Annotated in this window: 14 protein-coding genes; 5 read left to right on the forward strand and 9 right to left on the reverse strand. The window is 67.7% G+C overall.

All coding sequences use genetic code 11. The features are described 5' to 3' along the window. Nucleotides 1-4: 4 nt before the first annotated feature. Complete coding sequence (locus ABD912_RS07495) at nucleotides 5-532, reverse strand: hypothetical protein (RefSeq protein ID WP_345149992.1); 528 nt, start codon at nucleotides 530-532, stop codon at nucleotides 5-7. Nucleotides 533-641: 109 nt separating this feature from the next. Here ABD912_RS07495 and ABD912_RS07500 point away from each other — a divergent pair, with 109 nt between their 5' ends. The 3 genes from ABD912_RS07500 to ABD912_RS07510 all read left to right on the forward strand — a co-directional run bounded on the left by ABD912_RS07500 (nucleotide 642) and on the right by ABD912_RS07510 (nucleotide 2930). Next, complete coding sequence (locus tag ABD912_RS07500; RefSeq protein WP_345149718.1) at nucleotides 642-1322, forward strand: TetR/AcrR family transcriptional regulator; 681 nt, start codon at nucleotides 642-644, stop codon at nucleotides 1320-1322. 92 nt (nucleotides 1323-1414) lie between these two features. Continuing rightward, a complete protein-coding gene (locus tag ABD912_RS07505; protein WP_345149720.1) occupies nucleotides 1415-1855 on the forward strand; it encodes an SRPBCC family protein in 441 nt (146 codons plus the stop codon). 112 nt (nucleotides 1856-1967) lie between these two features. Beyond that, nucleotides 1968-2930 (forward strand): helix-turn-helix domain-containing protein, encoded by a 963-nt coding sequence (locus ABD912_RS07510; protein ID WP_345149722.1) that lies wholly within the window; start codon nucleotides 1968-1970, stop codon nucleotides 2928-2930. Here ABD912_RS07510 and ABD912_RS07515 read toward each other — a convergent pair. The 7 genes from ABD912_RS07515 to ABD912_RS07545 all read right to left on the reverse strand — a co-directional run bounded on the left by ABD912_RS07515 (nucleotide 2863) and on the right by ABD912_RS07545 (nucleotide 9861). After that, entirely contained in the window at nucleotides 2863-3498 is a 636-nt protein-coding gene (locus ABD912_RS07515) for an OsmC family protein (protein ID WP_345149723.1), read from the reverse strand. The two genes, ABD912_RS07510 and ABD912_RS07515, sit on opposite strands and share 68 nt — an antisense overlap. Then, a complete protein-coding gene (locus tag ABD912_RS07520; protein ID WP_345149724.1) occupies nucleotides 3495-4283 on the reverse strand; it encodes an enoyl-CoA hydratase/isomerase family protein in 789 nt (262 codons plus the stop codon). The genes ABD912_RS07515 and ABD912_RS07520 overlap by 4 nt, the downstream gene beginning before the upstream one ends. Beyond that, nucleotides 4273-5526, reverse strand: coding sequence for a CaiB/BaiF CoA transferase family protein (locus ABD912_RS07525; RefSeq protein ID WP_345149726.1), 1254 nt, complete (start codon nucleotides 5524-5526; stop codon nucleotides 4273-4275). Before ABD912_RS07525 ends, ABD912_RS07520 begins: the two co-directional genes overlap by 11 nt. Nucleotides 5527-5564: 38 nt before the next feature. Further along, entirely contained in the window at nucleotides 5565-6449 is an 885-nt protein-coding gene (locus ABD912_RS07530) for an amino acid ABC transporter permease (RefSeq protein WP_345149728.1), read from the reverse strand. An 8-nt stretch (nucleotides 6450-6457) separates the two neighbouring features. Further along, nucleotides 6458-7363 carry a transporter substrate-binding domain-containing protein gene (locus ABD912_RS07535; RefSeq protein ID WP_345149729.1) on the reverse strand — a complete coding sequence of 302 codons (906 nt, stop codon included), beginning with the start codon at nucleotides 7361-7363 and terminating at the stop codon, nucleotides 6458-6460. Between the two features lie 106 nt (nucleotides 7364-7469). After that, the gene (locus tag ABD912_RS07540) at nucleotides 7470-8282 is read right to left on the reverse strand and encodes an amino acid ABC transporter ATP-binding protein (RefSeq protein ID WP_345149731.1); all 813 of its coding nucleotides are present in this window, start codon (nucleotides 8280-8282) and stop codon (nucleotides 7470-7472) included. A 610-nt stretch (nucleotides 8283-8892) separates the two neighbouring features. After that, nucleotides 8893-9861 carry a phospholipase D family protein gene (locus ABD912_RS07545; protein ID WP_345149732.1) on the reverse strand — a complete coding sequence of 323 codons (969 nt, stop codon included), beginning with the start codon at nucleotides 9859-9861 and terminating at the stop codon, nucleotides 8893-8895. A 504-nt stretch (nucleotides 9862-10365) separates the two neighbouring features. Between ABD912_RS07545 and ABD912_RS07550 the strand changes: the two genes are divergently transcribed. Next, nucleotides 10366-10998, forward strand: a complete 633-nt coding sequence (locus ABD912_RS07550) for a malonic semialdehyde reductase (RefSeq protein WP_345149733.1) — start codon at nucleotides 10366-10368, stop codon at nucleotides 10996-10998. A gap of 93 nt (nucleotides 10999-11091) precedes the next feature. Here ABD912_RS07550 and ABD912_RS07555 read toward each other — a convergent pair whose 3' ends face one another. Further along, a complete protein-coding gene (locus ABD912_RS07555; RefSeq protein ID WP_345149735.1) occupies nucleotides 11092-11655 on the reverse strand; it encodes a TetR/AcrR family transcriptional regulator in 564 nt (187 codons plus the stop codon). Between the two features lie 183 nt (nucleotides 11656-11838). Here ABD912_RS07555 and ABD912_RS07560 point away from each other — a divergent pair, with 183 nt between their 5' ends. Then, nucleotides 11839-12579, forward strand: a complete 741-nt coding sequence (locus ABD912_RS07560; RefSeq protein WP_345149737.1) for an SDR family NAD(P)-dependent oxidoreductase — start codon at nucleotides 11839-11841, stop codon at nucleotides 12577-12579. The last annotated feature ends 27 nt before the right edge of the window (nucleotides 12580-12606 follow it).

A 12606-nucleotide genomic window follows, 5' to 3' on the forward strand; every position in this document is an offset into this window, starting at 1 on the left:
GAGGTCATTTAGCCGCAGTGGCCGGCCGGTGCCGGCGCAGCTTCTTCCCGGGTTTGAACACCCCGAGCGCGGTCGCGACCGTGAGTGCGACGACGTCGTAGGCGGCGCCTGCGATCAGGGCGCCTCCGTCCACCTGCGCGCCGCCGACCAGGACGGGGCGCAGCACGGTTGCCCCGACCACGATCACGGAGACGGTCAACGCCAGCTTGGCGATCACCCACGGGTAGCGGAACAGGCCCCAACGGGTGCCGAGGCTGAGCGCGGCGCCGGTGATCAGCGCAAGGAAACTCAGCGGGATGCCGAAGAAGAGGGCGAACATGCCGAGCAGTTCGTGCGAGGCCTCGACGACGGCCGGGTTGTCGGAGGTGGCCCGGCGGATCGCGACGGCGAGGAAACCCGCCGAATCGCCAAGCAGTCCGACCGACACGACGATGTGGGTGGTGAGCAGGGCCAGTCGGGAGCGCCGTCCCAAGCCCGGGCGGCGTACCTGGCGTTCGCGGGTTGCGGGGGAGGTGGCGGTGGAGTCGTTCATGGGGTGCTCCTGGTAGGAATCGCCTTCGCGGGGAGGTGCCTGTCGACACGAAACCCTAGAGTCACTAGAATTTTAGGGTAACCCTAAGAATGAGGGAAGGATGCAGCCGATGGCGGAAACGTCCATCCCGGCGCCGGAAGCGGGACGGCGAGCCCGCAAGAAGCAGCAGACCATGGCGCTGATTGCCGGGACCGCTCTGCAGCTGTTCCTTGAGCACGGGTTCGACGGCGTCACGGTGGCACAGATCGCAGCGGCCGCCGATGTCTCGGAGCAAACGGTGTTTAACCATTTCCGCACCAAGGAGGACCTCGTCTTTCGGGGTCTGGAGGCCTTCGAGGCTGGCCTCCTCGCGGCCATCCGGGAGCGCGGTCCGGGGGAGAGCGTGCTCGCCGCCTTCGGACGGTTTCTGCGCGGCGGCCGGGGCCTGCTGCATGAGGGCGGCGAAGAGGCGCGCGAGCAGTTGGCCGGGGTCGCCCGGCTGATCGCGGAGAGTCCGGCGCTTCAGCGGCGCGAGGAACTCGTCTTCGCCACGCATGCGGCGGCGCTGGCCGGACTGCTCGCCGAGGAGACCGGTACGGAGGAGGGCGACGTCGTCCCTTGGGTTGCCGCCAACGCGATGATGGGGGTGCACCGGTCGCTGGTCGCCGCCACTCGGCGCGGCATCCTGCAGGGAATGGATCTGCCGCGCCTGGCCCGCGAGACCGACAGCCAGGCCGAGCGCGCCCTGAATCTGCTGGCGGATGGCTTGGGCAGCTATGCGCTCAAGGCGGGGCCGGAACCCGGCGTCTAGATGGCCCGGCTCGTCCACCCGCGAAGTGGGCCAGTCATCGTGCCCAAGGGAATGGATGCCAAATCGGCGGGGTGGCCCCATAGTCTGGGCCCATGGAATTCAGCCAAGAGATCATCGTGAATGTGCCCCTGGCCCGCTTTATCGAGCTCTTCGACGCCCCCGAGAACCTGCCGAAGTGGCAGGAGGGGCTGCTGTCCTTCGAGCCGATCTCCGGCACGCCGGGGGAGCCGGGGGCCACTTCGCGCCTGACGTACAAGCAGGGCAAGGGCACGATGGAGATGATCGAGACGGTCACCCTGCGCGAGCTGCCCCACCGCTTCGACGGGACCTATGTCGCCAAGGACGTCCACAACGTCACCCGGAACGAGTTCCACGAGGCCGGCCCGGACGCCACCCGCTGGGTGGCCCGCAACGAGTTCCAATTCAGCGGATTCATGAAGGTCATTGGTCTGCTGATGCGCCCGGCGTTTCCGAAGCAGTGCTACAAGTTCATGGAGTCGTTCAAGGCGTTCGCCGAAGCGCAGCCCGCGTAGGACCAGGTATCGGCACGAGGGGCTTCACAAACACTCGGATCCTTGGAAGTGTGATGCCGGGCATAAAACGTTACGTGCCCGGGGGCACGTAGTTCCAGGGGAGGACTATTTGGTGAGTTCGGCAGCGCTGACGGTCCGTCCGACCTTTTCCAGCTTCGAGTACGCCGTCGAGGACCGCATTCACATGTGGGAGAACCACAGCGCCGGAACGTTCGCCGGAATCCGCGCCTCCACGCACGACGATTCCGGCTTGGCCCTCAATCTCTGGAACCGGCCAGCGGAGGGCTTCCAGTTCATCGCCGTCTCCGGCTGCTCCCGACTGGTGGATCGCACCCCCGACCTCATCCGCCGCCAGCCGTTGCATACGGTGGCGCTGGCTGTCGTGACTCACGGCGAGGCCTTCTTCCACGACCGTTCCGGCACCCAGATCCTGCGGCGTGGGGATCTGGTCCTCTACGACGTTGATTCGCCGTTCTTGCTCGGCTGCTCCTCCAACATGTCGGAGCTCATGATGGAGATGCCGCGGGCGAGGGCCGAAGTCGCGCTCGGTGCGTCCCTGGACCGCGCGCACGTCGTCCGGACACGCGAAGGCGACGCTCGGCATGCCCAGAAGGTGGCGCTCACGGCTGCCATCCAGCAGGCAACGATGCAGCCGGGGGCGCCGGTGCGGCAGGCCGGGGAGGACCTCCTAGCGCTGGTGGACCTGATCTGCGGCGCCAGAGGCACGGCAAGCGGGGAAGCCTACTTGCTCACCGCCCGGCGGTACGTCGCGGCCCGCCTGGGCGACGCTGGCCTGACGCCCGCGGCGATCGCCGCGGGCGTGGGCATCAGCGAACGCCACTTGGCGCGGCTTTTCGCCGAGCAGGGCACGACGACGGTGCGCTACGTCCGCGAGCAGCGCGTGGAGGCCGCGGCGCAGGCGCTCGCCGCGGGCCCAGCGGATGCCTCGGTGGGCTCGTTGGCCCGCCGGTTCGGCTTCCCGTCACAGGCGCACTTCACGCGCGTGTTCAAGGAGCGGTTCGGTCAGACCCCGGATCGGTGGCGTCGGGACCGGATGGGCGCTTCATTGTTGTGACCACCCGGACCGGGTTGGCCAGCGTGTCCCGGATCGGTGATGCCTGCTCCGTGGCGCGGACCAGTTCCTCCAGCTCGGCGGCGCTGGCCGTTGGGCTGTCCAGCGAGACGTCGATGCCGATGCCGGCGGCCCCCGGCCGGACCGACGCGTCCAGGCCCAGGAAGCCGGCCAGGTCGAGGTCGAAGGTCAGGTCCAGGTCGATCCGCGAGAGTTCGATGCCCTTCAGGGCCGCCAGTTGCGTCAGTGTCACGGTGTAGCACCCGGCCAGCGCGCCAAGCAGGTATTCGGCGGGGTTGGCGCCGGTGTCGGTGCCCAGCAGCGCCGCCGGCTCGTCGATCCCCCACTCGAAGCGGCCCAGACGATTGGATTCCTTAGTGCCTCCCTGCACCAGCGGTCCACTCAGGCAGCGCGTTGCGACGCCGCCCGCGGCGACGGAGGTGGTGCTGAACCGGACCTTGCCCAAGGACCTGTCCTCGCGCACCGCGGCGATGGTTCCGCGCAGCGATTCCGCGTCTGCGTGCGGTGAGTCTTCTTGGAGGGTGCCGTTGGTGATGGCGATGGGGTTCATGATGCCTGCTTCCTTGAGAATCGGGTGGCGTACTGGATGGTGGTCTGGCGGCATTCCTCGTCGAGCGAGGCGAGGACGATCCCCTCGACGTCGCGGTCCGCGGCAGCGACGAGCGATCGGGCGGCGTCGCGCAGTTCCCGGGCCGTCTGGGCCAACACCAGGGCGGGGCGGGAGGCGATGACGTCGGCCATCCGCACGGCCTCGGCACGATGGTCCTCCAGCGGCCCCACGTTGCTCAGGAACCCGTGGCCGAGGGCCTCCTCGGCGCCGAAGCGGCGTCCGGAGAGCACCAGCTCGGCCGCCCGGGCAAGGCCCAGGTGGCGTACCAGCCGGGCCACCCCGCCCATGCCGAACGGGTAGCCGAGGCTGAGCTCGGGGATAGAGAACACCGCGTCTGACGCCGCGTATCTCAGGTCGCAGGCGGCGGCTAGCGACCACCCGGCCCCGACGGCGTAGCCCTCTATGACGGCGATCTTGACCACGGGAAGTTCCGCGAACTCGACCATCAGGTCGGCGAAGCGCCGGTGCGTGACGACCAGTTGGGCCGGGCCCTGCTCGAAGTCGTCGGCCTGGTCGCTGAGGTCGCGGCCGGCGCAGAACGAGCCGCCGTCCCCATCAAGCATCAGGGCCCGGATGTCCTGGGCGGCCTGGTGCCGGCGCACGCCGCTGACCAGTTGCTCGAGCATCGCATCGGACAGGGCGTTGCGGCGCCCTGGCAGGGACAGGGTGGCACGCAGGATGCGTCCCTCGACGGTGAAACGGACCAAGGTGTCGTTAGCGGACACGGATGGCCTCCTTCCGTGCTGCTGGCGCGGATTTCACGCTGGTGGCCCCGCTGTCGGGCCGCTCCGGCCGACCGCTCAGCGGACCGAACACCTCGGCGTTGTGCTGCCCCGGCGTGGCGAACCGCGCCGCCTCGGGACCGGTGTGGATGCCCAACGGGTTGCCGGCGAGCCGGAAGGGAACCCCGTTGGCCTCGTAGCCGACGACCATGTCCCGGGCCTTGGCCTGCTCGTCGGAGAGCAGGTTTTCCGGGCGCTGCAGCGGAGCCACGGGCACGGCGGCGCGGCCAAGGAGGTCCACGGCATCGGCAACATCCATCCCGGACAGCCACGCGTCGAGGCGGGGGGAGATCCGCCCGTGGAACACCGAGGCCCGGTCGACTCCGCGGGCCAGCGACGCGTCCGCAGCCAGATCGTTCCATCCGGCCACCTGGCAGAGCTGGCGCCAGTGTTCGTCGGTGCCCACGCAGAGCGCCAGCCATCCGTCTCGGGCCTTGAAGAAGCCGTACGGGGCGAACCAGTCGTGGACCGGGCGGGCGGGGTTGAAGTCGTGCCCGACCATCGACTTGAGCGCGATCGACATCTCGTTCATGGAGAGCATGACGTCGTACATCGCGACATCCACCCTCCGGCCCAAGCCGGTCCGGTGCCGCTCCAGCAGGGCCTGCTGGATTCCCATGACGGCGAACAGCGAGCTGACGCTGTCCCCGAACGGCAGGCCGAGGGCCCGCGGGGGGCTGTCCGGGCCGGGGTTTTCGCTGACGGTGCCGGCCATGGCCTCGGCGATGAGGTTAAAGGCCGCCATGTCGCGCAGCGGGCCGTCGGTGTGGCCGAAGCCGCTGATCGACGCGTAGATCAGGCCGGGGTTCAGCGCGCGCAGGGTCTCCCAGCCCAGGCCGAGCTTTTCCAGCGCGCCGGGGCGGAAGTTTTCCACCAGGACGTCCGCGGAACGGATCAGTTCCTCGAGTACCGGGCGGTCCGCGGGGCTGCGCGGATCCAGTTCCACCGATTTCTTGCCGCGGTTGAAGCGCAGGAAGTAGGAGCTGACCTGCTCGGCGTCACCGGGCCGGAGCATGGGTTCCTGGAACCGGGTGAGTTCGCCGCCGTGCGGTTCGACTTTGATCACCTCGGCCCCGGCGTCGGCCAGGAGCATGGTGGCGAACGGGCCGGAAACGTAGCGGGTGAAGTCCAGGACGCGGATGCCGGAGAGCGGTCCAGGCGCTGTGCCGGAGGTTGGGGGGTGCATGGGTACTCCTTGCGGGTAGGGGCGTGTTCTGGGGGCGGTCAGCGCCGCTGGAAGCCGCGGCCGTACTTCTTCTCCAGCCGGGACTGGCCCACCATCGACAGGACGGTGAGGGTGAGGTACCAGATGCACGCCACGGTCAGCAGCGGGATGGTCTGGTAGGTGCGGCCGTAGATGCCCTGCACCACGGTCAGCAGTTCGGCATACCCGATCACGGAGACCAGGGACGTGTTCTTGAAAAGGGTGATCAGTTCGTTGGCGAAGGAGGGGATGCTGACCCGGATGGCCTGCGGGAGGATGACCTTCCGGTAGGCGGTGAAGCGTCCCAGGGAGAGCGCCTTGGAGGCCTCAAGCTGACCCGGGGGCACAGCGGAGATGCCGCCGCGGATGATCTCTCCGCAGTGCGCCGCCATGAGCATGGTCAGGCCCAGCCAAGCCGCCCCGAACTTGGTGATGAGCGAGTTGGTCGGCACCTCCACCAGCGGGGGCAGGAACGGGATCCCGAACTCCAGCGTCGGAAAGAGCGCGGAGATGAAGTACAGCAGGAGGATCAGCACCAGCGCGGGGATCGCCCGGATGAAGCCGATGTAGGCGGTCGCGACGGTCTGAAGGACCCGGCTGGAAGAGAGCTTCATCAGGGCCACCACCAGCCCCAGGAGCAGGCCGCAGAGGCCCGAGACCAGGGTCAGGAAGATGGTGGAGCCGACTCCTCGGAGGACCAAGGGGTCGAAGAGGAACTGGCCCACCACGTCCCAGCGCCACCGGGGATTGGTGAGCATGTTGGCGAGGAATCCGGCCGCGGCCAAGGCCAGGAGGGCCCAGCCCACCAGTTCGCCGTACTTCCGCCGGACCCGTACCGCCGGAACGGTGGAGGCCGCGTTTTCGGCGGTGCCCGGGGCGGGGCGGGTTGGGGTGGGGGCGCTCAAGGTCCTGCTCATTTCTGGATGTCGGAGTTCACGAGCGCGGCGGGGATCCCAAGCTCCTGCTGGCCCCAGTGCTCCAGGATGGCTCCGTAGGTTCCGTCGTCGATGAGGGACTGCAGGGTGTCCTTGAGCAGGTCGCGGGCCTCCGTGTTGCCCTTGGCGACGCCGAAGGCGAGGTAGGCGTTGAAGGTAGGCTCGACGGGCATGACGTAGACCCCCGGCTGGTCCTTCTCGAATCCGTAGAAGGTGGAGGTGTTGTCCCAGATCACGTCCACGCGCCCGGCCTGCAGGGGCACGCTCAGCAGCGTGTTGCTGAAGCTCTGCAGTTCGGGGGCGGGCAGGCCCTTGGTGGTGCACTCCTCGGCGAACTTCTCGGCGGCGACCTCCTGGCTGGCCCCCTTGAGGGTGCCGATGGACAGGCCGCACATGTCGTCGAACTTCTCGATGCCCTTCGGGTTGTCCGCCATGGTGATGTAGGCAAAACCGGACTTGAGATAGTCCACCATTTCCAGGACGTCTCGTCTGGCGGGGAAGTCGCCGGTGAACGTGGACATCGTGTAGCGGCCACTCATCACGCCCGGAACCTGGGCGTCGAAGCTGCCCAGTTCGGTCTCCGTCTTCAGGCCGAGCCGGGCGCCCATGGCCTTGACGAGGTCGGGAACGACGCCGGCGTCCTTGCCGTCCTGGTCCGTGAGGCCGATGGGGTCCATGAGCATGTTGGGTGCGCGCAGCACGCCGTCGGCGGCGAAGTCCGCCGGGATGCGGGCGGCCAGTGCGGGGTCCGCCTGGACGGTCTTGCCGTAGATCTCCACGGGCTGGGACGAGGCCGCCTCCTGCTTGCCAGTGCCGCCCGCAGCGCAGGCGCCAAGCAGCAGGGCGAGCGGGAGGGTAACGGCGAGTGCCTGGATCTTATTCATCGGTGCTCCTGTGTGAATGGGGAGGGGAATGGGGGAAGGCGGGTGCGCGCTGGGTAAGGAGGGAGGAGGGGTGCTGTGTTTGCCGTTTGGCCCGGTGCCTGTACGCCTAGAGGACCCGGGAGAGGAAGGTTCGGGTCCGCTCCTCGCGGGGGCCGGCCAGGACCTGTGCGGCGGGACCGTCCTCAACGATGCGGCCGTCCTCCATGAAGACGATCCGGTCGCAGATCTGGCCGGCGAAGGCGATCTCGTGAGTGACCACGATCATGGTCATGCCCGTTTCGGCGAGCTGCTTCAGGACCTCGAGGACCTCGCCGACCAGTTCGGGGTCCAGCGCGGAGGTCGGCTCGTCGAAGAGCATCACCTGCGGCTTCATCGCCAGCGCCCGGGCGATGGCAACGCGCTGCTGCTGGCCGCCCGAGAGTTCGCCGGGGTAGCTCCTCGCCTTCTCGCCCAGCCCGACCTTGTCGAGGAGCCGGTGTGCCTCGGCCGCGACCTCCGCCTTGCTGCTCACCCTGTGCTTCAGCGGGGCCAGCGTGATGTTCTCGAGGACCGTCAGGTGCGGAAACAGGTTGAAGCTCTGGAACACCATGCCCGTGGCGCGGCGCTGCTTCGCGGTCAGGCGTTCGGGCAGCTCGAAGAGGTCGCCGCCGCTGCGGCGGTAGCCGATCAGTTCGTCCGCGACCACAACGGTGCCGCTGTCGATCTGCTCCAGGTGATTAATGCACCGCAGCAGGGTGGACTTGCCGGAGCCGGAAGGGCCGATGATGGCCACCACTTCCCCCGGCATGACCCGGAAGTCGACCCCGTGCAGGACCTCCACGTTGCCGTAGGACTTGCTCACCGAGGAGATCTCGACGATGGGCGGAAGCGGCGCGACGCCGGACGCGGCGGCCGCCTGCACCGAAGTTTGCTGGGTCATGTCTTCCTCGCTTTGCTGGGGCCCGAGTGGCCTGACTCGACCATTGGAGTCCGCAGCGGCAGGAAGTGTCATGGGTCACGGCAGGACGTGTCCGCGGTGGGCAAAAGCGTGTCCGGCGGGGGCAAAAGAAGTGCCGAACCGGGCGGCCACAAGACATCACACGCAGGTAGAATCTCGGGCAGCGAGTGGCTTTGTCGCCTCTTCCAAGTTGGCCTAAGCGGCCAATGCGTCTTTGGTGGCCTCAGGTCGGTGGCGTAGCCAAAGGCAGCAGGGGAGAGTGTTTCGAACCCACCGGCCCTTTGCGAAGCGGGGCGGTCCGGAGGCGCGAGGAACCGGTGCCATTCCGGCCAATGCACGCAGCCTCGACGCAGTGGGGAAGCGGCCGTCTGTCCTCGATCGCGGCGGCGATCCCTGCCCCTGGGGCACGTCCCTACTTGGGGATTGCTGCGACAATCTTTGTGGCAGGTTCATGCCTAAGATCAGTCCCGTGAGCTGCCGGGTGCATCGAAGTCATCGTCGCCACTGCTACCCTCTGGCCGCGATGGTTCGTCGAGCAGGCCGGCTGCGCCTCTGACAGGAGTTCCTTGCCGGCGACGCAGTCGGTTGTTATCTAGGAATTAGCGCTGGAGGAATTGGGATTGAAGTCTTTGAACCAAACCCTCATCAGCGCATCACGAACCTCGTCAGCCAGTTCGAAAGATCCTGATTCGAGATCCAATTCCGCCATTAAGATATTGCTCTCTCGGAGGTGTCTGGCAATGGTCGAAGCCACACGGCTTCGCTCACCGGATTTTCGCAGCAGGCGCTGGCCATAGCGAGTCTTTCGTCGCCCGGATTTCGCCTCACGGACGTGACTATCGACGAGTACGGGGGCTTGAAAAGTTGCGCCATCGTGGAAGATCACAATAGACCCGAGCGGGAAAGAGTCGTCGGGGCCACCAATCTGGCACATGTCCGATGTGTATCCCGTTTCCCGGCGTGCCCCTAACATGATCTGATCACGTTCTTCGTCGGTCAGATCTGATTCTTCGGCGAAGGACAAATAGAAACCCTTGAGCGGGTCGGGAAAGAGACCCTTCCTGCTGGGGGCACCGGTGACGCCTGGAACCGTGTACTTGGGATGGCTTTCCTCGAAGATCTTCTTGAGTTCGGTGAGCTCCTCGCCCAAAATTTCTAGGCTCTCATTGATCTCTTCCAGCACGAAGTCTTGGACTTGCTTGATGACGGTCTTGTTGTCCGTCACGACAATAGCCTCGGAGGAATCCTCGGAATGCTGCGAAGCGTTCGCTGATCCGATGATGGCGTGTTTATCGGTGGCGATCACCTTGGCATGGAGCATTGGTGAGGAGTAAACCGCCACGCCACGCTGGATGAACTTCTCGATGGAGAAGGGATTCGTCGCATGGGAGGCGACCGCGCGCTTGTCAGCGTTGACTACCAAGACGTCGCCAGACTTCAACGGAAGTCGATCCGGTGCATCTTGGCCGAGAAAGGCAATGGCTGCATGGATCTCGCCGGCTCCGGCTACCAGATCCTTTATCTCCGACCACACCTGGCCGCCATGGAATGTGAGGGACATGTTCCACATCCAACCAGTTACTTTCCTCCAGCTGGGGAAACCGGGCAGTGTCGCAGGCACGGCATCTGCGGGTCCCCTATCCCATTCCCTGGCCCGCACCCCGGATTTACACTCCTGAAACCCCCGCGGTGCGCCGGCCGTAACCGGCTGCCCCGAGACTGGACGGACCGGGACCCGCCAGGGGAGCCGGATGTGGCCCCGGAGTCGGGGAGAGAGGGGCGGTGCGCCATGAAGACCTTGCTGCGAAACCTTTGGGAGGCGCTGAGCGAACCGGCGCCGATCGGAATGGGTGCCGTGTTGGGAGGCGCGTGCGACCCGGGCGAGCTGGCCCGTTTCCAGGAGGAGCTGAGGCGGAACAGGACGGACGCCTAGGCCCGAACGGCGGTCCGGAACCCGCCGCCCGAATGGCCCGCGGGCCCGCGTCAGCGGGGAACGGCCGGGAATGAACTCCGGCCGGCGGCAGTTGCCACGGATGACTTGCCTTCCGATCCGTGAGGACCCCGCATGACCATCGATGCCACCGAAGCCCAGACCGCCCTCGAAGATCAGCTTTCCGTGGACCGCGAGGCGGCCGACCTGCTGTTCCTTGAGGCCCGCACCGCGAACACCTTCTCTGCCGAGCCGGTTTCCGAGGAGACCCTGGCCGCCATCTACGAGCTCACCAAGATGGGCCCGACGGCGATGAACAACCAGCCGCTGCGCATCACCTGGGTGCAGTCGCCCCAGGCCCGCGAGCGCCTCGTTGCCCAGATGGCCGAGGGCAACCGGGAGAAGACCCGCACCGCCCCCGCCGTTGCGGTGCTCTCCTACGACACCGACTGGCACGAGCACTTCCCGACCTTCTTCCCGCACGCGCCCGAGCGCAAGGCCATGTTCGACGGCAACGCCGAGCGCCGCGCCGAGGTCGCCAAGAACAACGCCTGGATGCAGGCCGGCTACTTCACCATGGCCGTGCGCGCCGTGGGCCTGCACGCTGGCCAGATGGGCGGATTCAACGCCGCGGGGGTGGACGAGGAATTCAACGCCGGCACCGGATGGCGAGCGTTCCTGGTGGTCAACGTCGGCACGCCGGGGGAGAACCCCTGGTTTGGCCGCCTGCCGCGCCTGGACGCAGAGGTCGCCACCCGCGTCCTCTGACGGCAGGCCGCGGGCACCAGCACGACGGCGGGGGCCGGGTTTCGTCGTAACGGAACCCGACCCCCGCCGTCGTCGTGCAAGGGCGGTGCGGCGTCAGGCGAGGGGCCACCAGCCGGGCAGCAGGGCCCGCAGGTCCTCGGCCACCTCCGCTGCCTGTTCTGGTTCATCCTCCAGGACCCAGGCCTCGATCGCCCCGACCACCCCGTAGGCGATGAAGCGGGCCGCCATCGCCGCCGGAACCGGGCGGCCGGCGCGCCGCGGGACCCTGACCCGGCGCGATTCGAAGACCAGCCGTGCGGAGGCCTCGAAGTGGCTGCCGAGCATCGCCTGCAGGCCGGGCGCCTCCCCGGAGCCGGCCAGGCCCCGCCGGTAGACGTCCCAGTGTTCCTGGACGTGCTCCATGACGGCCAGCGTCACCTTCCCCAGGGCCGCCCGGATGTCCCCGTCCGCCGCGGCCAGGTGCCGCTCGCGGATGGCGTCCAGTTCGGTGGAGAGCACCGTGCACAGCAGCGCGGCGGGGGAGGGGGCGTGCTGGTAGAACGTGGACCGGTTGACGCCGGCCTCCGCGGAGATCTCGGCGACGGTCAGCGTGGGGACGTCGCGCTCGGCGGCCAGCCGCAGCACGGCCTCGGCCAGCTTCGCGCGGCTGCGTGACATGCGTGGATCCATGTCTCCTATTCTTCCGCGAAAACCGCCTCGCCTTTTTCCGCGGACGGGAGTAGGGTCAATCTATCCAACATATGTTGGATAGATTGAGTCGGGTTGTCGGCGGGTTTCCACTGGGCGACCCGGCCCGCAGCCCCGGCAGGACGCAGTAAATCACAGGACAAAGGAGTACCCATGGCCCGCTTTGACGGACGAGTCGGCATCATCACTGGCGGAGCGAGCGGGATCGGCCGCGCCACGGCCACCTGCTTCGCGGCCGAGGGCGGGACGGCGATCATCGCCGACCTGCAGGATGCCAAGGCGGCCGAAACCGTGCAGGAGATCGAAGCCGCCGGCGGCACCGCCCGCGCCTACCACCTGGACGTCACCAGCGAGGCCGGCTGGGCGGGCATCGTCGCCTTCGCCCTGTCCGAGTTCGGCCGCCTGGACGTGCTGGTCAACAACGCCGGCATCGGGGACAGCGAGGCGATCGAGGTGACCAGCCTCGAGACCTACCAGAAGGTCGTCGCGGTCACGCAGACCAGCGTGTTCCTGGGCGAGAAGGCCGCCGCCGAGGCGCTGAAGGCCTCCGGCCACGGCGCCGTCGTCAACGTGTCCTCCATGTTCGGGATCGTCGGCGGGTTCGGCACCTCTCCGGCCTACGCCGCGGCCAAGGGCGCGGTCCGCACGCTGACCAAGAACACCGCGCTGGGCTGGGCGACCGAGGGCGTGCGCGTGAACTCCGTGCACCCGGGCTTCGTGGACACCCCGATCCTGGGCGAAACCGACCGCGAACTCCTGGTTGCCACCACCCCGGTGGGCCGCATCGGCCGCCCGGAGGAGATCGCCGCCGTGATCCTCTTCGCCGCCAGCGACGACGCCTCCTTCATGACCGGCTCCGAACTGGTGGTCGACGGCGGCTACACCGCCCGCTGACCGCTACACGTCCGGTACTGCACGTCC

This window comes from Arthrobacter ginkgonis, assembly GCF_039540195.1.
GTDB classification, from domain to species: Bacteria; Actinomycetota; Actinomycetes; order Actinomycetales; family Micrococcaceae; genus Zafaria; species Zafaria ginkgonis.

Excerpts from the sequence above, each read along its gene's own strand:
- ABD912_RS07545 (WP_345149732.1), bottom strand. The coding sequence starts at position 9,861 with ATGTCCCTCACATTCCATGGCGGCCAGGTGTGGTCGGAGATAAAGGAT.
- ABD912_RS07505 (WP_345149720.1), top strand. The coding sequence starts at position 1,415 with ATGGAATTCAGCCAAGAGATCATCGTGAATGTGCCCCTGGCCCGCTTT.
- ABD912_RS07560 (WP_345149737.1), top strand. The coding sequence starts at position 11,839 with ATGGCCCGCTTTGACGGACGAGTCGGCATCATCACTGGCGGAGCGAGC.
- ABD912_RS07555 (WP_345149735.1), bottom strand. The coding sequence starts at position 11,655 with ATGTCACGCAGCCGCGCGAAGCTGGCCGAGGCCGTGCTGCGGCTGGCC.
- ABD912_RS07495 (WP_345149992.1), bottom strand. The coding sequence starts at position 532 with ATGAACGACTCCACCGCCACCTCCCCCGCAACCCGCGAACGCCAGGTA.
- ABD912_RS07540 (WP_345149731.1), bottom strand. The coding sequence starts at position 8,282 with ATGACCCAGCAAACTTCGGTGCAGGCGGCCGCCGCGTCCGGCGTCGCG.
- ABD912_RS07500 (WP_345149718.1), top strand. The coding sequence starts at position 642 with ATGGCGGAAACGTCCATCCCGGCGCCGGAAGCGGGACGGCGAGCCCGC.
- ABD912_RS07535 (WP_345149729.1), bottom strand. The coding sequence starts at position 7,363 with ATGAATAAGATCCAGGCACTCGCCGTTACCCTCCCGCTCGCCCTGCTG.
- ABD912_RS07550 (WP_345149733.1), top strand. The coding sequence starts at position 10,366 with ATGACCATCGATGCCACCGAAGCCCAGACCGCCCTCGAAGATCAGCTT.
- ABD912_RS07515 (WP_345149723.1), bottom strand. The coding sequence starts at position 3,498 with ATGAACCCCATCGCCATCACCAACGGCACCCTCCAAGAAGACTCACCG.
- ABD912_RS07525 (WP_345149726.1), bottom strand. The coding sequence starts at position 5,526 with ATGCACCCCCCAACCTCCGGCACAGCGCCTGGACCGCTCTCCGGCATC.